The sequence below is a fragment of the Aneurinibacillus thermoaerophilus genome (genome assembly GCF_900099925.1).
Lineage (GTDB): Bacteria > Bacillota > Bacilli > Aneurinibacillales > Aneurinibacillaceae > Aneurinibacillus > Aneurinibacillus thermoaerophilus.
Map to the genome: position 1 here is coordinate 80,153 of NZ_FNDE01000008.1, position 22,241 is coordinate 102,393.

15 protein-coding genes and 1 pseudogene are annotated in these 22,241 nt (G+C 46.7%); 9 read left to right on the forward strand and 7 right to left on the reverse strand.

The annotated features are described in order from the left end of the window. Positions 1-346: 346 nt before the first annotated feature. Positions 347-1,807, forward strand: a complete 1,461-nt coding sequence (locus BLR88_RS06460) for a nicotinate phosphoribosyltransferase (RefSeq protein WP_062731152.1) — start codon at positions 347-349, stop codon at positions 1,805-1,807. 290 nt (positions 1,808-2,097) lie between these two features. On the opposite strand, the gene BLR88_RS06465 is transcribed toward BLR88_RS06460, so the two are convergent. Next, positions 2,098-2,715: an RraA family protein gene (locus BLR88_RS06465; RefSeq protein WP_057898865.1), complete on the reverse strand. Its 618-nt coding sequence runs from the start codon at positions 2,713-2,715 to the stop codon at positions 2,098-2,100. A gap of 587 nt (positions 2,716-3,302) precedes the next feature. Here BLR88_RS06465 and addB point away from each other — a divergent pair. Then, on the forward strand, positions 3,303-6,845 hold the full coding sequence (gene addB, locus BLR88_RS06470) for a helicase-exonuclease AddAB subunit AddB (RefSeq protein WP_091260230.1): 3,543 nt from the start codon (positions 3,303-3,305) through the stop codon (positions 6,843-6,845). Beyond that, positions 6,842-10,669, forward strand: a complete 3,828-nt coding sequence (gene addA, locus BLR88_RS06475) for a helicase-exonuclease AddAB subunit AddA (protein WP_091260232.1) — start codon at positions 6,842-6,844, stop codon at positions 10,667-10,669. The genes addB and addA overlap by 4 nt, the downstream gene beginning before the upstream one ends. 219 nt (positions 10,670-10,888) lie before the next feature. On the opposite strand, the gene BLR88_RS06480 is transcribed toward addA, so the two are convergent. Beyond that, positions 10,889-11,473: a 3D domain-containing protein gene (locus BLR88_RS06480; RefSeq protein ID WP_057898862.1), complete on the reverse strand. Its 585-nt coding sequence runs from the start codon at positions 11,471-11,473 to the stop codon at positions 10,889-10,891. Positions 11,474-11,642: 169 nt separating this feature from the next. Here BLR88_RS06480 and BLR88_RS19455 point away from each other — a divergent pair, with 169 nt between their 5' ends. Next, positions 11,643-11,816, forward strand: a complete 174-nt coding sequence (locus BLR88_RS19455) for a hypothetical protein (protein WP_156424040.1) — start codon at positions 11,643-11,645, stop codon at positions 11,814-11,816. A 30-nt stretch (positions 11,817-11,846) separates the two neighbouring features. Then, positions 11,847-12,095, forward strand: coding sequence for a hypothetical protein (locus BLR88_RS06490; protein ID WP_057898861.1), 249 nt, complete (start codon positions 11,847-11,849; stop codon positions 12,093-12,095). Between the two features lie 183 nt (positions 12,096-12,278). Here BLR88_RS06490 and BLR88_RS06495 read toward each other — a convergent pair. The 4 genes and pseudogenes from BLR88_RS06495 to BLR88_RS06510 all read right to left on the reverse strand — a co-directional run. After that, positions 12,279-13,829, reverse strand: a pseudogene (locus BLR88_RS06495) (alkaline phosphatase D family protein); the annotation flags it as partial. A gap of 246 nt (positions 13,830-14,075) precedes the next feature. Continuing rightward, entirely contained in the window at positions 14,076-14,615 is a 540-nt protein-coding gene (locus BLR88_RS06500) for a DUF309 domain-containing protein (protein WP_057898859.1), read from the reverse strand. Between the two features lie 128 nt (positions 14,616-14,743). Continuing rightward, positions 14,744-15,568 (reverse strand): TatD family hydrolase, encoded by an 825-nt coding sequence (locus tag BLR88_RS06505; protein WP_254778239.1) that lies wholly within the window; start codon positions 15,566-15,568, stop codon positions 14,744-14,746. Continuing rightward, the gene (locus BLR88_RS06510; RefSeq protein WP_057898858.1) at positions 15,534-15,938 is read right to left on the reverse strand and encodes a DUF2203 domain-containing protein; all 405 of its coding nucleotides are present in this window, start codon (positions 15,936-15,938) and stop codon (positions 15,534-15,536) included. Before BLR88_RS06510 ends, BLR88_RS06505 begins: the two co-directional genes overlap by 35 nt. A gap of 205 nt (positions 15,939-16,143) precedes the next feature. Between BLR88_RS06510 and BLR88_RS06515 the strand changes: the two genes are divergently transcribed. Both BLR88_RS06515 and BLR88_RS06520 read left to right on the forward strand, forming a co-directional pair. Then, positions 16,144-16,827 carry an SGNH/GDSL hydrolase family protein gene (locus BLR88_RS06515; RefSeq protein WP_057898857.1) on the forward strand — a complete coding sequence of 228 codons (684 nt, stop codon included), beginning with the start codon at positions 16,144-16,146 and terminating at the stop codon, positions 16,825-16,827. Positions 16,828-17,022: 195 nt separating this feature from the next. Then, positions 17,023-18,753: a YcdB/YcdC domain-containing protein gene (locus BLR88_RS06520; protein WP_091260236.1), complete on the forward strand. Its 1,731-nt coding sequence runs from the start codon at positions 17,023-17,025 to the stop codon at positions 18,751-18,753. A 181-nt stretch (positions 18,754-18,934) separates the two neighbouring features. Here BLR88_RS06520 and BLR88_RS20340 read toward each other — a convergent pair whose 3' ends face one another. Beyond that, positions 18,935-20,308: a M28 family peptidase gene (locus BLR88_RS20340; RefSeq protein ID WP_091260238.1), complete on the reverse strand. Its 1,374-nt coding sequence runs from the start codon at positions 20,306-20,308 to the stop codon at positions 18,935-18,937. Positions 20,309-20,616: 308 nt separating this feature from the next. Here BLR88_RS20340 and BLR88_RS19460 point away from each other — a divergent pair, with 308 nt between their 5' ends. Both BLR88_RS19460 and BLR88_RS06530 read left to right on the forward strand, forming a co-directional pair. Further along, positions 20,617-20,769: a hypothetical protein gene (locus BLR88_RS19460; protein ID WP_175493568.1), complete on the forward strand. Its 153-nt coding sequence runs from the start codon at positions 20,617-20,619 to the stop codon at positions 20,767-20,769. A 152-nt stretch (positions 20,770-20,921) separates the two neighbouring features. After that, a complete protein-coding gene (locus tag BLR88_RS06530) occupies positions 20,922-22,241 on the forward strand; it encodes an FAD-binding oxidoreductase (protein WP_057898855.1) in 1,320 nt (439 codons plus the stop codon).

The following is a 22,241-nucleotide window of genomic DNA, read 5'->3' on the forward strand; positions in this document are numbered from 1 at the left end:
TTGCAGATTGTACCGTTTTCTGAATTTGAAGTGCTCGCGCTTGGCTTGCTAGGGCAAAATACGGCTTATGCTCTCTCGACTTTGAAGTAACAATTTTTGTATAACAAATGAGGGGACACTTCTTTTTTTACATATAATAGAATTGGCAATATCCAAATTACAAATTATTAAGTAACTATAAAAATATTATGTAAAGTAGTGTGAGAACAATGCCAAATGATGATTTTTTGAAAGGATAAACGGGTAATTATATAATTGCAAATGAATAAAGGAAGGAATATATGTATGAAAAATTGTCTTGGTGCGCAAATTTTATAAACTGGGTATCGAAAAGGAGAGAGACAACATGTGTAACATGTATCCAGACGACGGCTTTGCACTGCATACGGATCTATATCAAATCAATATGGCAGAAACGTATTGGGAAGATAACATACATCAGCGGAAAGCAGTGTTTGACCTTTATTTCCGCAAGCTTCCGTTTGGAAATGGATTCGGCGTTTTTGCTGGGCTTGAACGGATTATTGAGTATATTCAATCGTTCCGCTTCACGGACAGCGATCTTCAATATTTAAAGGAAGAGTTGGGATACGCAGACGATTTTCTGGATTATTTAAGAACGATGCGTTTTACCGGTACGATCCGTGCCATGGAGGAAGGGCAAATCGTGTTCGGTAACGAACCAATTCTTACGGTGGAAGCGCCGCTTATCGAAGCGCAGTTGATTGAAACAGCGTTGTTGAATATTGTCAATTACCAGACGCTTGTCGCTACCAAAGCGGCACGTATTAAACATGTAGTAGGAAATGCCACAGTTATGGAGTTTGGTACACGAAGGGCTCATGAGTTTGACGCGGCCATCTGGGGAACGCGCGCCGCCTACATCGGCGGCTTCGACGCTACGAGCAACGTACGGGCGGGAAAACGTTTTGGCATTCCGGTCGCGGGCACGCATGCCCATGCAATGGTACAAGCGTACAAGGACGAGTATACGGCGTTTAAAACGTACGCTCGTCGTCATAAACATTGTGTATTTTTGGTAGATACATATGATACGTTGCGTTCGGGCGTACCGAACGCTATCCGCGTAGCTAAGGAATTAGGCAATAACATTCATTTCGCCGGCATCCGCCTCGATAGCGGAGACCTTGCCTATTTATCCAAAGAGGCGCGGAAAATGCTGGATGAAGCCGGATTTACAGACACAAAGATTATCGCTTCCAATGATTTGGACGAATACACGATTATGAACCTGAAAGCTCAGGGAGCAAAAATTGATATATGGGGGATCGGAACCAAGCTAATTACCGCGTATGACCAGCCGGCGTTGGGTGCCGTTTATAAGCTGGTCGCCATCGAAGACGAGAACGGAAATATGGTGGATACGATTAAAATTTCTGCCAATCCGGAAAAAGTCACTACTCCTGGAACGAAAAGAGTGTACCGGATTATCAATACTATCAACCAGCACGCGGAAGGCGATTACATTGCGCTCGAAGATGAAAGGCCACAGGAAGAGGAAAAACTGAAATTGTTTCATCCGGTTCATACATTCATTAGCAAATTCGTTACAGATTTTGAAGCGCGCGATTTACACAAAGAGATTTTCAAGGATGGAAAGCTTATCTATTCGCCGCCTTCGCTTGACGAAATCAAGGTGTTTGCAAACCAAAATTTGGCTTATTTCTGGGAAGAATATAAACGAACGTTAAATCCGGAAGAATATCCGGTCGACTTAAGTCAGAAGTGCTGGGACAATAAAATGCGTAACATTGAAGAAACGAGAGAACGATTGCAGCGTTTTTAAACTGTTTTATTTATCCAAAGCACAACTGGCAATCAGGACTGACTGTGCCAATCGTTTTTCTGGACATGAAGCGATGGATCGTACAGGTTATTCCCGGAATCGAAGGAATATGAGATTAAAGATCCGAATGTACGTTGGTTGTTTGAACGTATTGATAGGTTAGATATCCCAGAAAGGGCACATGAATGTTCGCTATCCATATAAGCAAAATAAGCAAAAGAAGTATTTCAACACAAACTGGGTGGCGGACGGTTTTACGATGGTTAGCTGGGAGGGTAGCGTTTTTTGATTTATTTAGAGAGTATGTTGTCTAAATATTGTATAACTGACTCTCGACTTTTCAAAACGCTTTCTTCCCTTTCCTGATCTTTTTTCATTTTTTTAACTGCTTTATTTAGCACATCTTGCTCAATTGTCTGTGGGATGACCACTACACCATCTACATCTCCAATAATGATATCATTAGGATGAACTGTGACTCCTCCGCAAGAAATAGGGACATTTGTTTCGCCGATACCAACCTTATTGCTTGCTGCCACTGTTGTTCCTTTACAGAAAACAGGAAAATTCAAGTTTTTGATTCCCATAACATCCCGAATGACCCCATCGACAACGATTCCTTGAATGCCTAGTGTTTGTGCCATTCCTACTACAAAATCACCGGCGATCGCACGGTATGTATCTCCTTTGGCATCAATAACCAAAATGTCCCCGGGTTTTGCTTCTCTAATTGCTTTTAGTACGTAAAAGTTATCTCCGGCTGCTGTTTTTACAGTAAAAGCTCTTCCGACGATTTTATACTCTTCTTTTAAAGGTTTAATGTCTGGATGCAAGTTATTAAGCCCTTGCATTGCATCAGATACACAGGTTGTCGGAGTTTCGCGCAATTTCTCAATTATGTCGTTCATCAATGTTCCTCCTCACAATATAATACTTGTTTTTCTATTTTGAGTTATCTTGTTTATATTGTATTATAACAGATTATATTAGTCAATTTTTGTTATACAACTTTTATATTCGTTTTGTTTTTAGGGAAATCGTAGGATGACTAAAATTCACCATGTTATTTTTTATAATGAGCGTTTTGCATAATTTTCGCTCTTGAAGCCCCAAGGCTCTTTTAGTCACAAAAAAGGAATGCACCCCAACTTGTAGAAGAATATAGCTCCCTTTATAAAAGACTGTTTATCTATCAAGTCTTATTTATATATAATGATAGTACCAAACAAAATGAGGTGCTTGACATGCAAAACATCCTTTAAGTTTGTCGTAGAAGTAATGCAGACGTGCCGGACAAAAAGCCTTCTCGCTCGTAAGAGAAAGGCTTTTTATACTGAGATATAAATGTACAAAGGAAAGCTCATAGATAACTGTATATTCAGTCCAATAAATAACTGAACTCAATGTGATTTATGAGCAGAAAATTGGAAAAGTGCTAGCGGAAATTGATCAAAAAATATGACGTAATATATATAAACAAAGGTGTGAAAACATTATGGCTCTAAGATTCGTACTTGGCCGCGCTGGAAGCGGAAAAAGCGCGTTCTGTCTGGAAGAAATCCGTCGGCGCTTGGAACAGAAACCGATAGGCGAGCCTCTGATTTACCTTGTTCCGCAACAGATGAGTTTTCAGGCGGAATACGAATTGACGGCAAAATCCGGAGTAAAGGGCACGATGCGGGCTCAGGTTTTCAGTTTTCGCCGTCTGGCATGGAAGGTGCTACAGGAAACAGGAGGATTATCCCGAATTCACATCGACAGTATCGGGATTAAAATGGCGTTGCGCCGTATCCTTGACAAACGCGGTAACGAGCTCCGCGTATTCGGACGCGCAGCCAATCGGCTTGGTTTTACCGACCAGTTGGAAGAAATGTATTGTGAGCTTACCCGCAATGGCATGACCGCGGAAGATTTGCTGCACCACAAAGAAGCACTTATCCGGCACAGTGTGGAGGAGCCCGGATTTCTCGCAGACAAGCTGCACGACATGCACATCATTTACGGGGAGCTGGAGCAATATCTGGCGGATCGCTATCTTGATTCTGAGCATTATCTGCCGCTGCTGGCGGAGCGACTGGAACATTCCCGTTACATACAGGGTGCAGAAATCTGGGCAGACGGCTTTGACAGCTTCACCCCTCAGGAGATGGCCGTACTTCGTGCGTTGTTGCTGTATGCGGATCATCTTACCATCACACTTACCCTAGATAAGCCGTATGATGGAGAAACGGAACCGGATGAACTGCATTTATTTTACTCTACTGCTGTTACATATCGGAATTTACTTACATTAGCTAAAAATAGCGCCATTCACGTGGAAGTGCCTGTGCTGCTTCCACAAGCCGGCCTGCTTCCGCGCTTCGCGCACGACCCGGCTCTTACGCACTTGGAAAAATGGTATGATAGAAGACCCGCCGCACCCTATCCGTATGAAACAGATACCATTCGCTTGGTTGCCGCCGCGCACCGGCGCGCTGAAGTGGAAGGAGTCGCCCAGCGCGCGCTTGCGCTTGTGCGCGATCAGGGGTATCGGTGGCGCGATATTGCTGTACTTGTGCGCGATATAAAAGACTATGAACATTTATTTATGACGGTTTTTCAAGATTACCAGATTCCGTTCTTCCTAGACGAAAAGCGCCCAATGATTCATCATCCGCTTACAGAACTGATCCGCTCCGCGCTGGAAGTCATCCGCTATAACTGGCGTTATGAATCGGTTTTCCGTTGTATTAAGACCGAGCTGCTGCTTTCTCCAGTGGAAGGGGAAACAATGGAAGACATGCGTCACAGCGTCGACCGATTGGAAAACTATGTGCTGGCATATGGCATAGAAGGATACCGTTGGACAGACGGCAAACGTTGGATATACCGCGCATATCGCGGGCTTGATGAAAATGCGGTACAAACAGCGGCCGCTATACAGCGTTCGGAAGGGGAAGAAAGAATAGAGGTGAAACTGAATGAGCTGCGTGCCCGCGTTGCAAGGCCGTTGCAAAATCTCGAAGAATCGCTAAAAAAGGCAAAAACGGCACGGAACATGTGCCAGGCACTGTATGAATTTCTCATCAGCCTTAATATCCCGAAGCGCTTGGAAGCATGGAGTGAACAGGCAAAAGACGCAGGGCGACCGGAGCAGGCGCGCGAACATGGTCAGGTATGGCAGGCGCTGATCGCCATGATGGATCAGATCGTTGAGGTAATGGGCGAAGAAAAAATGGAACTCGATACCTTTGCATCCGTCATTGAAGCTGGCATGGAAAGCCTGACATTCGCGCTCGTACCGCCGGCGCTTGATCAAATGCTTGTCGGAAGCCTGGATCGTACGCGTTTTGCCAATGTGCCGTGCGTGTTTATTCTCGGCATTAATGATGGCATCATCCCAGCGCGACCAAGCGAAAACGGTATGCTATCGGAACACGAAAGAGAACTGCTACTTCAAACTGGCATGTCGCTCTCGTCTAGCAGCCGCCGCAAACTGATGGAAGAAGAATTCATGCTATACCGAGCGCTTACTTCGGCTTCGCACAAGCTGTTTCTAAGTTACGCGCTCGCCGACGAAGAAGGGAAAGGATTGCTTCCATCCGGTTTGATAAAACGGATCAAAGATATGTTCCCGAAAGTACGCGAGGAATTCATTACAACGGAGGTGAGCGAAATTGCCGACGAAGCCGCCCAGCTTGCGTTTGTGGCGAACCCGGCGCGCGCGTTGTCATATGTAAGCGCGCAGCTACAGCAATGGCAAAGAGGGTATTACATTGCTCCGCTCTGGTGGGATGCGTATAACTGGCTGCAGCGTGAATATCCGGAACGGCAAAAGCAGGTCACACGCGGACTTTTCTATTATAACCAGGAAGAGCACCTCCAAGAACAAACAAGCCGCCAACTGTATGGCACGAAAATCCGAGCAAGCGTCTCACGTATGGAAAGATTCCAGGCGTGTCCCTTTTCGCATTTTGCTTCGCATGGCCTAAAATTAAGGGAGCGTGAACTGTACCGGCTGGAAGCGCCGGATATCGGCCAGCTATTTCATACTGCGTTGAAAATGGTCGGTGAACACATCAAAGCCCACGGATTGGAATGGGGTTCGCTCGAAGCTGACAGGATGCATAGATTGGCAGCCGAGCAAGTAGAAACGCTAAAACCGTTATTGCAAAAAGAGATTTTGTTAAGTTCAAAACGAAACCATTATTTGACTTACAAATTAAAAAATGTGGTCGGGCGGGCTGCCGTTGTATTAGGTGAACAAGCGCGCCGCAGCAAATTCACCCCCCGCGCGCTCGAGCTTGCATTCGGCCCAGGCGCCGAACTGCCGCCGCTCACTTTTACCCTTCCAAACGGGTGTGTAATGGAGCTTATCGGGCGAATTGACCGGGTGGATGGCGCAGAAAGTTCGCAAGGATTGCTCCTGCGCGTCATCGACTACAAATCAAGCGCTACTGACCTAGCGATTGAAGACGTATACTTCGGTCTTTCGCTGCAAATGTTGACATACCTTGATGTGGTAATCTCCCAGGCGGAAGCTCTGTTTGGACAGGCGGCGAAACCGGCCGGAATTTTATATTTTCACATACACAACCCGCTGCTGAATGGATCTGGACCACTGCCGGACGAAAAGTTGAAAAACGAAATACAAAAACGTTTTAAAATGAAAGGGCTTGTGGTGGAAGATGATGAAATTGTACGTTTAATGGACAGTGAGCTGGACGTGAGCGGAAGTTCGGATATCATTCCGGTAGCCATCAAAAAAAACGGAGAATTCGCAAGCCGCTCCAAAGTCATTTCAGTTGAGCGCCTGGATCAACTGCGCCGCTATACGCGTAGCTTGATTAAAGAAATTGGCCAGCGCATCACCGATGGGGATGTGGCGATTGACCCGTACCGCCACAAGGCACGAACCGCCTGCACATATTGTGCTTATAAAGCGGTGTGCCAGTTCGATCCGTTCATTAAGCCTGGTGAATTTCGCGTGCTGCGCGACGAGGACAAGGAAAAAATATGGCAAGATATCGCTGCAAGAGGAGAGGAGAAATACGAATGACAACCCTGCAAAAACCGGCCGACAGCATATGGACCGATCAGCAATGGGAAGCGATAGCGGCACGCGGCTCGAACGTGCTGGTCGCCGCCGCTGCAGGCTCAGGAAAAACAGCGGTGCTTGTCGAACGCATCATCCGCCGTATTTCCGATGAGCAAGATCCGATCGGCGTCGATAATTTGCTCGTTGTCACATTTACGAACGCTGCCGCTGCGGAAATGCGCCATCGCATCGGGGAAGCATTAGAAAAGGCAGTTGCCCGAAATCCTTCCCCGTATTTGCGGCGCCAGCTTACGCTGTTGAACCGGGCTTCGATTACCACTCTGCACTCTTTTTGCATGGAAGTGCTACAGCGGTATTATTATCTCATCGATATCGATCCTTCTTTCCGCATCGCAGACGATACGGAAGCGAAACTGCTGCGTCAGGAAGCCATTGATCAGCTGTTTGAAGAAGAATACGGGGAAGAAGAAGAAAATTCGCTATTTTTCCGGCTGGTAGATAGCTATACAAGCGACCGCAGTGACATGGAATTACAAGAGCTGGTACAAAACGTATACGAATTTTCTCGCAGTCATCCATGGCCGGAACACTGGCTCGAAGAAATGGCGCGTATGTATAAGATTACCAAATTCGAAGAATTTTGTGCCCTTCCTTGGTTCGATTCTCTACGCCAAAGCGTATGGCTTGAGTTGAACGGAGCCATGGAACTGCTGCGTCAGGCTGCGGATATCGCCAGGATGGATGGCGGGCCTGCGCCATATCTAGGCACCCTCGACCAGGACGCCACCCTAATCGAACGACTTATCCATACGAGCTACGGAACGTGGGAAGAGCTGTACGAAGCGTTTCAAGGAGCTGCTTTTAGCCGCCTTAACAGTTGTCGCGGCGCGGATTACAATAAAACGCTGGTGGAACAGGTGAAACATTTGCGCGACCGCGTAAAAAAAATAGTGGAAGAACTGAAAGATGAATTGTTTGCTGTATCGCCGCGGCTACATTTTGAAAACGTTCAGGAAATGGGGCCACTCATTGATAAGCTTATTGACCTTGTGCGAAAGTTCGGGGAAAGATACAGCGCGTTAAAGCAGGAAAAAGGATTGGTCGACTTTTCTGATTTAGAACACTATTGCTTACAAATCTTGCGCGATGAAACGGCGACGCCGGACAACCTCATTCCCTCAGCGGCCGCGCTGGAGTACCGAGCGCAGTTTGGCGAAGTGCTCGTAGACGAATACCAAGACACCAACGCAGTGCAGGAGATGATCATCAGTCTTGTGACGAAAGACAGCGAAGCGGAAGGCAACCTGTTTATGGTGGGTGATGTGAAGCAAAGCATTTACCGTTTCCGTCTCGCTGAACCGGGGTTGTTTCTTGACAAATATAAACGGTTCATGCCGGACGGACGAGGAGGCGGAAAACGAATTGATCTTGCGATGAACTTCCGAAGTCGTCGTGAGGTCATTGATGGTACAAACTTTGTATTTCAGCAGATCATGAGCGAAACGATCGGGGAAGTGGAATACGATGAAGCCGCCCGGCTCGTATTCGGTGCCAAAGACTATCCGGAAACGGAAGAAACCGATTCCTGCATTGAAGTGATGCTGATCGATCGAAACAAAACGAAAAGTAAAGACGAAGAATCTGTACCCCTTCAAGAAAATATGGAAGAAGGGGGAGAGGCAAACACCGGACAAGCGTCCGATCCGTCCGAACTGGAAACGGCCCAGCTAGAAGCTCGTCTTATCGCGAACAAAATTAAAAAGCTGGTGGGTGCGACTGGCGAAAACCCATACCTTGTATACGATAAAATGAGTAAAACAATGCGTCCGGCACAATACCGTGATATCGTTATTTTGTTGCGTTCGGCAAGCAGCCTGGCATCGGTCATGGCAGAAGAGTTCAAGTGGCAAGGAATTCCCGCTTACGCCGAACTTTCCGGAGGGTACTTCGCCGCTACGGAAATTGAAGTTATGACATCGCTTTTGCATGTCATTGATAACCCGTTTCAAGATATTCCGCTCGCCGCTGTGCTGCGTTCGCCGCTTGTTGGGCTTAATGCGGAAGAATTGGCGCAGATTCGCTTGGCACAAAAAGAGAACAGCTATTACGAAGCACTGCTTGCCTATCTCGAACAGCATGCGGACGATCAGCCGCCGCTCTGGCGGAAACTGAACGAATTTCTAACTCGTCTACAGAATTGGAGAACGGAAGCCCGGCAGGGCGCTTTATCTTCGCTTATCTGGCAAATCTACCGTGAAACCGGCTATTATGACTTCGTCGGCGGTTTGCCGGGTGGCAAGCAGCGTCAGGCAAACCTGCGCGTCCTGTACGATCGGGCTTGCCAGTACGAAGCAACCTCGTTCCGCGGCTTGTTTCGCTTCCTCCGGTTTATTGAGAAAATGCAGGAGCAGGGCGGAGATATGGGAACGGCGCGTGCGCTCGGTGAACAAGAAGATGTGGTGCGTATTATGACGATCCATAAAAGCAAAGGGCTGGAGTTTCCGATCGTATTTGTCGCTGGCTTGTCCAAGCAGCACAATCTCCAAGACTTGCGACGAAATTTTTTATTGCACAAAGAATTGGGATTTGGACCAAAATATGTTGATCCTGTACAACGTATCAGCTTTCCAACGCTCCCGCTTATTTCCATGAAACGGCGCATGCGCCTAGAACTGCTGGCTGAAGAGATGCGGGTGTTGTACGTGGCGCTTACCCGTGCGCGCGAAAAATTGCTCCTTGTCGGCACGGTGGATAATCTGGCCAAAGCGGTGGGAAAATGGGCACAGCACGTGTCGCTGCCTTCATGGATGTTGCCGGATTATGAACTTGTCAAAGGGCGTACATATCTTGATTGGATCGGACCTGCGCTCATACGGCATCGGGATGGTGAATTGCTGTATGCATATATTGACCGGACGGAACGCGCACCAGATTTTATCCGTGAGCATCCTTCACGCTGGAAAATCAAGTGTTATCAGGCTTTTGAACTAATAGAAGTGTCGGGCGAAGAAGAACAAATTCAGCAAGAAATAGCGCGCGCGGTCGCTGAAGGACGTCCCGTTCCTGTAAGCAGCCCCTACCGGGAAACGGTGGAACGCCAGCTTTCCTGGAAATACCCGTACCGAAAAGCGACCGAATTATTGTCCAAACTGTCCGTATCAGAACTGAAACGGCGTCGTCAGGCTGCGATGCAGAGGGAAGAGGTAGGCGGACCTGCATATATGTCAGGGCTTTTCCGGAGCGAAACGGCAGAGCGTCCCCAGTTTCTGTCGGAAAAGAAACTGAACGCGGCCGAGAGAGGAACTGCAACGCATACTGTTATGCAGCAACTGCCGCTTGACTGCGCGCTTACAAAGGAAGAAATCGAAGAAGCAATCGCGCGCATGGTTCGGCAAGAACTGTTGACGCCACTGGAAGCGCAAGCGATTGACATCGTGCAAATTGAGCGGTTCTTTCAAAGCGATATCAGCCGGAAAATCCGAGAAAACGGCGGGCGAATTTTCCGCGAAATCCCGTTCAACCTTTCGCTTCCAGCAAGCGAAGTTTATCCGGAATGGAACCGAGGCGAAAACGGAACGGACGAGCAGCTGGATGAAACGGTATTGCTGCAGGGGGTTATCGATTGCCTGGTAGAATATGAAGACGGATGGATATTGCTGGATTACAAGACGGACAATACGGTCGACTTACCGGACGCGTTGCTAAAAGCAAGGTACCGCGATCAGCTTGCTAGCTATGCCCGAGCCGTAGAAGAAATTACGGGTCGCCCAGTGAAAGAGAAGGTACTATATTTCTTTGATGGTTCCCGCATTTTTTATTTATAGGATTTTGACCAAAAACAAACCTCTTTAATTTTTAACAAAATGCTAACAATTTAACCAATCATTCATCATTGATTTAAAAAGTTTTTTCTGTACCATTAATACTATCCTACGTTAGGATAGTATTTTTGCTGAATATGTTGTCACTATCATTTGGGTTCGGACATGTCTGAACCCACTTTTTTATTTTTGGCGAAATGGCATGAAAAGGTATGATTGCATTTACCGTCGCTTTCGTTTGCCGTCACCCCATTTTACAATATATACGTCCAGATGGCGGCGTCCGAATTTTCGAACCTGGTTCATGTTTGACATAAATACGTCAATTTTGTTTCCATGAATGGCGCCACCGCGATCATGAACGGTGCGGTACCCGATTCCTTCGATGTAAATGACCGTTCCAAAAGGGATATGCCGCCCGGCGGCCACCGTAACTCCCGCTTTCGTTCGGTGGCCGCTGGCCGTAATCCCGTAATCTGGATGACGCGATGTTTTTCCTGTTTCTCTTAGGCCATTCGTGTATGCCGAGATATTCCCACGAAACTTCTGTAAGTAATGAGCTGGGCGTTTTTTATCCGCCGCTATAACCTGCTCGTCCCGATTTTCATCGGGAAGCGTCGCTGCCAGTACAGGACGCACCTTTTCCCGCTCCCAAACCTGAAGTAAGAGAGAAGAGGTGTATGTAAGAGTTTCTGTGATGGTCCCATCACCTTTTTGCACCATCGTATCGCCACCCTTAGCGGGATATAACCACATAATGAGCACCAACCCTAATAAGAAACATCCCATTTGCCTAACTTTGTTCATTCCTTCTCCTTTCATTCCTTAAAAAATAAATTTGCTAGAATCGAACGATTCTTTTCATTCATATGGCATGGTTTCTTCTAGTAGAACTTTTTTCTACATTCAGGGAAAAAGTGAATAAAAACCTTGCGTTTTCATAACATAGAAAAAAGAAAAGAAAGGCGTGAAAAAAATGATGGGACGGCAGGATGTCGAAAAGCTAATTGCTGATATTCAGCAAGAACAAATCCAGGCCGCGCTTAACGCCAGTAACCTGCCTGAAAGTGAGGAAGTGTATAAAGAAATTGGCCGAGCGAAAGGCTTGGCGTATGTGCTCGGCCTTTTAAAGGAAAAATTGCGCGATTAATTAATATGCACAAATGAAAGGAGAAGGATGATGAATACACCTTATTTATGCCCTAGATGTAAAACAAACCGAACTCGATTCGCTATTATGGATCAGATTCCGCGCTATGTAAAAATGAATCCGCAGAGCGGAGAAGTGGTGCAGGAATATGCTGCGAATGAGCTTGATCCGTTTCATATGCCTTATCAGGGCAGCACGCGCCGGATTCAATGCGGCGCCTGCGGCTTGATTGAAGATGAACAAACTTTTATCGCGATGGCGCACAATTATCGAAAATAGCAAGGGAAGAAAAAAGGTTGTTGGACATGCATGTTCAACAACCTTTTTTCTTCCTTTTTTCTTCCTGTGGCTTTGGTTACGCCTGCCAGCAGGAACTATCATAATGAAAAACGAAAAATTGCCGATCGGCTAAACAAGCGTAAGCGAGTGCGTTGTCGCGACCGGTTGTTCTCCGACAAGTATGAGGCCCGGTTTTCCGCTCTCTGTTACAAAAGACGCACGCGTAACGACAGGAGCGCCTTTGCGGCTTACGTACGGAAGCACACGGTAGTCCGTCTGCCATTTTTCCGGCGTTACCGTACAACGCACATAGCCACGATGATTATTAAAAAACTTAATATGCGGATTTTCCTGCAAAATGCGCTCCGTATCGGCGCGCACATCCGAACCATCGCCACCTGACGTGATCGAAGTGCCTACGATTTCTACACCAAGCGTTGCGGAATTCGAGTCATTAAAATCTTTTTTAATCTCCGCAGCCCAGTTCGCGTGTACATCGCCGGTAAGAACAACAAAATTCCTTCCGGCATGCTCCGCCATAAAATTCACCAAACGATCGCGGTTCGCCGGATATCCGTCCCAAGCATCCATGCTGAGCTTTTGGCCGGGGCCTTCGGTGTAATCACGCTGACAGAAAAACACTTGCTGTGCTAGCACGTTCCAACGTGCTCCTGAGCGGGTAAGGCCATCCAACAACCATTTTTCTTGTTCCGTCCCGAGCAATGTGCGTTGCGGATTCAGCGATTCCGGGCTTGGCGGCTTAGAGCCATCTCCATTGGCCTGATCATCCCGGTATTGGCGCGTATCAAGCACATGAAACTCCGCCAAATTTCCGTATGCGAAACGACGATATAACTGCATAACGACTCCTTGCGGCAAGGAGGAACGACGCAGTGGCATGTGTTCGTAATATGCTTGGTATGCGGCTATCCTTCTTTTCATAAACGCTTCCGGAGATTGTCCTTTTTCTGGAATAGGCCCGGCATAATTATTTTCCACTTCATGGTCATCCCAGGTTACAATCCATGGAAAAGCAGCGTGCGCTTCGCGCAGATCCGCATCCGTTTTATATTGTGCGTATCGGTTGCGGTAATCTTCCAGCGTCATAATTTCGCTTCCTTGGTGGGTGCGGACGTTGCCGCCGTCTGCCACATATTCATTGGCTCCGTATTCGTAGATGTAGTCTCCGAGATGGAACACAACATCTAAATCTTCTTCGGCCATCCGGCGGTAAGCAGTGAAATACCCGTGCTCGTATTGCTGACAAGAAGCAAACGCGAACGTCAGCCGGGCGAGAGGTGCTTCCACCGCAGGCAATGTTTTCGTACGGCCGGTCGGACTGATTTCCGCTCCTGCTTTAAATCGGTAATAATACCATGTGTCCGGGCGCAGTCCATTTACCTCAACATGGACGGAATGGGCCAGTTCCGCACGGGCGAATTCCGTTCCGCGCTGTACAACATGACGGAATCCTTCATCCAATGCCACTTCCCACTGTACGGGCACATTATGAAACGGCATGCCGCCGCCGTTAAGTGGATCTGGAGCTAGCCTTGTCCACAGCACCGCTCCGTCAGGCGACGGATCGCCAGAGGCAACGCCTAGCGTAAATGGATATGATTTGAATTTCGGGGACGCGTCCACCGGAATTCCTTTCAAAGAGCCAAGTAAGGTCAGCCCAAGCGTTAGGCCAGCGATTTTTCCTGTAGCACGCAAGAATTCGCGCCGTCCCATCTTCTGCACGTTCAGTTCATTCGATTTACATAATTCTTGCAACCATTTGTTTTTGTCCACTGAATGGTTCCCCTTTCCTTGATGGATATGTGGTTTGAAATTCTCTATGCATTATAAAAATAGAAATGTTAAGGAAAGGTAATAGATTAGTATATAATATGTAAAAATTTAAAATTTTAGTAAGTTATTCTTAGTTGCCTTGTTTTGGAATCCATCTTTTTTCATAAATCGAAGAAACATTGTTTTCTATGGGCATGTATCGGAAGACGATGTGGATCTATTTCGGCGGCGCTTAAGTTCCGCTTCTCGCGCTTTAATGACTTCGCTTCTGTTGCGCAGCGTATGTTTATGCAGCAAAAATTCGTTCTGTAAATCGCTTGTGGACAGCCAGCGTACATTTCGCTTGCTGCATCGGATTTCGCATGCCCGAAGTAATTTATCAGGACGGATCGGCAAGTTCATATCCGTATAAGGTTTACGTTCATGAATTTCTTGTTTTCTGACTATTAAACGATCGATTAATTCCTGACCGAAAAAACCATACTGATCCAATTCGGCTGCATCAAGCCGCTTCAGTGCGCCTGCGATCATTTTTTCCGCGCCGGCAAAATTACCACGCCGATGATGGTATAATCCGACCGCGATCTGAATTAAGCCGACCCACATCTCGTTCCGTTCTTCTTTCGGCAAACTCTTCCAATATTCTTCTAGTACCTCATGGCACTCGAAATAATCGCGATCCGCATGGAAATATACAAGATAATCAATTAAAGCTTCGGGATACATGTATAGAACCTCGCTTTACCTCAATATCATTTCCTTTTTTTAGTATAGCAAACTGCTCTTGTTTTTTCTTTTTACGTGCTTCGCTCCAGATATACTCAAAGAAAAAAGCCCTTATTTTGAGGGCTTTGCTACATATAAGAACAAGCTTCTGGAATCCCGTATAATTTCTGCGTCGCACGAGTGCTGGACGCGGCGACCTCCGCGAAAGCGAGGCCACGCAATGCTGCGACTGTAGCGACACTGTCTCGCAAAAACAACGGGGTAGTTCTTTTTCCCGTAAACGGCCCACTATGTGGCCAGGGACCGTCTGTTTCCAAAAGCAGGCCGGAGAGAGGAACGCGAAGCGCTAGACGCTGATCTCGCTTCCGGTAGCAAACTTCCGGGGTAAGCGAAATATAATATCCGCATCGGATGATGCGATCGATCACATCGTCTGGCGCCTTGAGCCAGTGAAAATGCGCTTTGCATACACCTTGCGCAAGGATGATCTCTAACGCGGGTTCCGCCTTGTCGTGGACAGCATGCAGCACGAGCGGCAAATCTGTCTCTGCTGCCAGCGCGGCGAACTGTCCCAATAATTCCCCATATGCTTCTGCCCATGCTCCAGCATGCGGACTGTAATAAGGAAGTCCGACTTCCCCGATGGCACAAAGTTTCTCTTTCTCCTGTTTTATAAGTGAAAAGATCTCCTCAATTTCAGCGGGGTGGGGGAAAGGTTGTTCCGGATGATAGCCGATAGCCGCATATACAAAATCGGGATACCGTTTCTTAAGTTCCAACGTCCGATGTGCGGAAGCAAGGTTCATAGATACAGCTATCACCGCACCGACACGCGCGGCTTGCCATTCCGGGATACACTTGTCTAATTCGGTGTCTGAATACTGATCAAGATGGATATGAGCATCAATCAGCATCGTATCATTCCAATTTTTTTCTCCCAGCGAACCCATCATAAAGACCGTGATAGTGCGTAATTTTTTCTTCGCCTTCCCGCCAGCACAACAGCGCTTCCTCTCCATTTATAATCGTTGGAAAATCAACCAGCCCCGGCTCGATTTCTTTTAATTGGGCCCCCTGATTACGGATATTGTTGACATGCATCTTCGCCTGTATTTCTAAAAATTCCATGCTGCTTTCTAATTTAAAGATATATTCTTCCTGTGTATCAAGTGCGGCCTGTTGGACGTGTCGTTTTTTGTATGTCGTCAGCTCAAGATATTTCTGTCGGAATTCGTTGCGAATCTGCTGTAGCGCCGCGATTTCTTCGCGAATCATTGGTAACAGTTGATTTGCTTCCGCGACAGTAAAATATTTTTTTGACATCGGTTCTCCCTCCTTGCTTGTATTATACTGAAAAAGCATGGCTTATGGACAAGACTTAATTCTTTCATATCTTTATGCTATACAGCTCAACGATTACATGGAAACAAAGTAAAACCTCTCCTAATTAAGGCTTCATAACTTCTTTCCTTTTAGGAAATAATGTACTTGTTCATTATTCCTATGATCGTCAATAAGGGGGAGAATCATGGAAAATCGAGTATATTATGTAGCAATGGGAGACTCTTTAACCGAAGGCGTTGGAGCCTCAAGTATCGAATCCTCTTTTGCAGCAAAATTTTTTAAGGCCATAAGGCAAACACCTTATTGTCAATATGTAAACCTTGGTCGCTCCGGCATGAGCAGTAGCGAACTTTTACAGTATATCGAAAAAACCCCTGTAAGGGAGCAATGGCAAAAGGCTACAAATATTACCATTACTATCGGGGGAATTGATCTTATTGAAACATATAAAAGAAAAGGCAGCATGGCTGATTATTTCACAACCATTTACAAATTAAAGCGGAATGTTAATCAGTTATTGCAACGAATTACTTTTGATAATCCCAATGCTGAAGTTATGATTATGGGATTTTATAATCCTGGACACCCTGATGATGCTTTATATTCTTTTGCCAATATGCTCTTGCAAAAGGTAAACAAAATATACGGGATGCTGGCCAAGCGATATAACTCCCATTTGGTTGAGCCTTTTCATGATTTCTTGAACAAACCACATCTGTTAGCAGATGTGGTACACCCGAACGATCTAGGTTACGAGACCATCACTCATTTATTTTTAGAAAAAAGAAACAAAGGATTGTTTGCTGACTTCAGTGATCCCCCTTCATGGATGAATAAAGCAGTACAAACAAAAATTAGGGCAGACTAATATTATTCCCTTGTGGTTGACAGTGTAAAAAAGCCCTGCAAATGAAAAATCCTCCTAAAAAACAAACAAATATTCGAAGGGATAAATCGGTGCTGAATCAAGATTTTCTTGTTTTTTTTAGAAAATGGTTGCTATTTCAATGATTTCATGTATGATGGAAATAGTTTCTATTTTTATTCAGAAGGGGGATTTGTGATGAAACATTCGCTACCATTGGCTGCCTTGCTGCTGGCCTCTTCGTTCGTTCCTGCCGTTCCGGCTCTTGCCGCCGAGACGGGGAGCGAGATGATCCAGCCTGTGGAAGCGGCTGATGCAAGTGAACTTCTTGCTCCTATTCCACCCGCTGTGCAGAAATCGATGGACAGGTTATTTGCGCTGCAGCCTGAATTGAAAAAACTGCACATTGTTACAAGCGGTACCTCAGAAAGAGACGGCAAATTTTTTGTGCATCTGAGTAATCGTTTGCCAGAAGCGGAAAGGGAGCAGAGGGGAGAATCAAGTGCCTATCTTGAGTTTGATGGCAAGACCGGAGAACTGTTGAGCTTTAATCTGCAATTGTTGGAATGGGCGTCTGAGAAAAATCCGTCGCGCCAGCTGGCGTTTGAGGCGGCGGAGCGGTTCCTTACGCAGTGGTTTGGTGCAGAAAACAGGCAACAATTCGGAGAACCGCGATTGAGCGGTGGAAGCGGTTCTGCTATCCATCACGAGGATGGGACAAAAACGGAGTGGAGTGAGCGCCATGTGGATTTCCCACTTATGCTGAACGGCCTTCCCATTCTCTATGAAGGACCGCAATTGGGCATTGATGCTTTCGGCCATGTTGTAAGCTATACATACAGGCCAGTGGACCTTGACAAAGTTTCTGCACCGAAGCCGGATACTGCTAAGTCTGTAGAAGAGATCAAGCAAAAAATCGCCACCGCTGATAGCTTGGAGCTAAACTATGTAGAAGCACAACCGGAGAAATACAGTAGCCACCCATACTCCGAACAAAAAACGAAACCGGTACTGAAGTATGATTTTCTCGGTTATACGTATCTTCATCCTGAAAACGGAAAACCAATTGATATACTGAGCGGGGAAGAATGGAGAAAAGACAAGGATAGCTCCGTCTCGAAGAAAGAAATCACGCTCAATCCGCAAGGGCAATCGCTCATCGTTCGTTCTGAGGAAGAAGCGAAACAGACGCTGGCAAAACTGTTTGGTGTCGAGCAGTTTATATCCCAGCTGCGGCGGAGCGAGCATTTTATGACTGAAGAGGAAAACAGTCCGTATCAGTCATACAATTTCGAGACAGAAGACCCTCGAATCACCTTGCATGCCATGGTAGAGAAGAAGACGGGACGTGTGCAAAGCGCCAGCTGGTCGATGTACACAGAAAAAGAACAAGAGGCAAATGCGACGATGGCAACGAAAGAACAGGCGCTTGATACGGCGCTTGCCTTTTTGGAGAAGTATGCTGGGCCAACGGCCAAGCACATTCAATGGACAGATTTTATTTGGAAGGAACTGGAACCCCCGGCCTGGGTTGATAAAAGCAAACTTTCGCCAGAGATGATGGCAAGTGGGCCAAACGAATATTGGTTTTCTTTTTATGAATTGCACGAGGGTATTCCCGTACAGGATCGTTCCTACTCCGTAACGGTGGATAAGCGAACAGGCAAAGTGAGCGGATTCTCCTTTGCGGCTCCGCGAGACGAACTGAACTTACCTGACGCACAGAATATCGTAACGAAGGAACAGGCGCTTAAAACTTTCCTGAAGAACAAACCGTTGAAGCTGCAATACATTTGGCCAAGATACATGGATCAGCGTGCGCCTTCCCCCATCCTTATCTATGCGTGGGGCCATTCGGAAGAATATGGGTATGTGGATGCTCTGACAGGCCAATATGTAACTGTGCCGATGGAATGGGATGAAGAATAGGGCCCTCGTTTTTATGCAAAAAGGTGAGGGAGCATGAGCGAGGGCATTTCCTTACTTAAAGGAAGCAAATATTAAGTAAGGCCATAATCGACGATGGAGATACCTGAGCCCCATATTTGACGGGGCTCAGGTTATTTATTTGCTGGAATTGTTTTGCGTTATAAAAACGGAATCTTAACGGTTAGTTTTGTAATTCCACATTTCTTCTTGGATAATCGATCGGCTCAATGACAAGTTCGCCTGGACGGGCAGCCTGATATACGGCAGAGCCGACAATATCCGCGACATTGTCCAGCTTTTCCTTGCTAATCTTGTCAAGCGTATCATTTGGTGTATGGTACCATGGTTCGACTGGAGCGTGAATAAACAGAGCGGCCGGAATGCCAAGCGCATGGAACGATTCGTGGTCACTGCGGCCTTCTTGGCCGTATGGCAACACACCGGAGAGGCGGGAGCTTGCTGCAGCACCTAGGTCGGTCACCCGGTTTTTCTTGCCGTCAATCGTATACATGATTAAGTCACCGGCATCCTTGCTTCCGACCATGTCCAGTTGGAACATGCCGATTGTACGCTTGATTTCATCTTCACTGAGCGAAGCCGCATATTTCTTCGAACCGATTAAGCCGTTTTCCTCCGCGCCGAAGGTGATGAAGCGCAGTTCCGTATCGGTTTTTAGTTTGGACATCACACGTGCGAGCTCAAGGGTGACCGCCACGCCGGAAGCGTCATCGTTCGCGCCCGGAGCTTTTTCCACCGAATCGTGGTGTGAGCCGATAATAATAATGTCATTGGTGTTTTTCTTGTTGGCATCCGGTTTTTTAGTCGCGATGACATTGTGGGAAGTGAGCGTTTTTACTTCAGCGCCCGCCACTTTTACAGTGGCTGTGATCTTTTCGCCCGCTCGCAAATTCGCCGCCAGTGCGTCCCCCTCCTGTTTCGTAATACCGACAGCAGCTACGAATGACGCGTCCGAGCCGCCGAGCGTTCCGTTTAGTTTTCCATCCGTATTGTTGTAGATGATAACCGCTTTGGCCCCTTGCTTGGCCGCGTTGCGTACTTTGTCAGCGAACGAAATGTTGCCTCGCTGAATGAGGGCGATTTTTCCGTTCAAGTCTTTGCCGGCTACATCCGCAGTTGTGCCGAGTCCCACATAGACAAGTTCGGCGGTGACGTCACTGTTCGGGGAATATGTAAATGCTTCTCCTTCTTTCTTCTCTGTTCCAATTTTTAATGTCACTTCGGAAGGGGCAGTATATCCCTCAAACTGAAACGGCTGCACTTCTACATGATAACCGTATGATTTAAATTGTTGCTCGATATAGCGAACGGCTTTTAATTCCTCTGGTGAACCGGCTACACGCGGTGCCTGGGAAAGAAATTGGATGGTGTTGTACATGTTTTCGGCGTCTGTTCGTTTCGTGATTTGGTGATCCGCATGGGCCGGCGCGGTGTGTTCATGTTGGATCGGGGCAGGCGGCGCAGCATATACAGTACTTCCAGCCAGCAAGCTTGCGGCCAAGATGGTAGATAGAAAAGAAAAAGGCTTGTGCATCATGAATGTATTGCCTCCTTACATATTTTTGTAATTCAAAATTATGGATGGATTTTGGAGAAGAGCCAAGGGTACACAGACCGACATTCAAATAGGATAAGAACAATAAATTTTCGTTTCTATGAGATTGATTAATAGGAAAAAAATAACAGGATTTTTTTGTGAATGGGACTATTGGCTATATTGTTGGTTATCATTAATTTTTTTGACCTTATATTCAGAAAAAATAAACATCAAGCATCTTTGGCATTTTGTTTGTAATTTTTCATATAAACAAATAGTGTAACTATGAACAAAGGAGTTGGATACATATGCAAAAAAAACAAATTTGCCAGCGATGCCATCGCGAAATGACAGAGGAAACCATTTGTGGCCGTTGTCAGGATGTATTAGAATTCGGCTATCCATCCTTCCCTTTTTATGAACTTGAAGAACATAAAGAAAGGGAGCCTGTTGCACAGTAAGTACAGGCAGGAACCTTTATATCGAGAGGTTAGGACAAAAAGGTGAAACGCGCTATCTAGCAACGTTTCGCCTTTATTTTTTAAATAAATTGAAAAAAAAGACAAAAAGCAGTACCATTCATTTTAAAGAAGCTAAGGGGGGAAGCGTATTCGTGATTTCATTCCCGTTTCAGAAGATGATTTCCCAGCAGCGAATCCGGAGACAGACAGGCCGAGCGTACTGCCCGTTAGGAAATACGGCTCCTTATACGGTGTATCCCCATACAGAGGAAGAAATTGCGCTTATTTTGCGTCATGCAAACGAACGTGGCCTCACAGTTATTCCCGAGGGCGGCGGTACAAAAAGGGGATGGGGAGGAACAAAAGAGAATGTCGACTTTTTGCTTTCTCTTTCCGAATATAAGGGCATCATCGAGCACTCGCCTGGAGATATGATTGTCACCGTACGAGCTGGCACGACCATTCAAGAGTTAAAAGAAGGGCTTGCCGCACATAAGCAAATGCTTCCACTTGATCCGCCTTGGCCTGAATTCGCCACGATCGGCGGAGTCGTGGCGACGAATGAAAGCGGGCCAAAGCGGTTGCGGTACGGCTCGGCCAGAGACCATGTCATCGGCCTGAGGGTGGTATATCCTGATGGCACCGTGATCCGGACGGGCGGAAAAGTTGTGAAAAACGTAGCCGGATATGACATGAACAAGCTGTTTATCGGTTCCATGGGAACCCTTGGAGTAATTAGTGAAATTTCGCTGAAACTTCGTCCTCTTCCCCAGTATGAGAGCCTGGTTCTGCTTGTTTTTCCGGAGAAAGATATAGCAGCGATGCGCCCTTTTGTCGTTTCTCTGCTTGATTCAGTATTGGAGCCGTTCTCGCTTGAGCTTCTAAGCCCAACCTTAACGGAGCGAATGTATGGGGAAAATGGCTATATGCTAGCGATCGCGTTTGAAGATGTCGAAAAGGCCGTCCGCTATCAGGAAGAATGGATACAGTCTCACAGACCGCCCGTCAGCCGTATGTACATTCTGGAATGTGAAAAGGCGGAAAAATGGTGGGACGATTTTAGTCGGATTTCCCCGCGCGGAGCGGAGGAGGAAGGTCTTTGGGATGCAAGGGTGACAGTGAAAATCGGCAGCAAGAACATGGATGTTCTTGACATCGTGCCCATGTGTCATATGCTGGGTCAGGTTAAAGGAATAACCGTGAAGGCTAGGGGAGGAGCAGGCCATGGTTTGAGCTATGTATATATCGGCGAACATACGGAAGAAACGCTTCTCTCCTATATCGAAGAGGTGCGTTCGTTCATCGGCCGAAAGGGAGGATATGCCATTATTCAGCATGCCCCGCTTGCGCTGCGCCAGAAGATAGAGGTATGGGGAGGTACGCCCTCTTCTTTCTTTTTGCTTGAGGGCATAAAACGTTCGATTGATCCGAACCGCATATTAAATCCAGGACGGTTCATAGGAGGGATATAA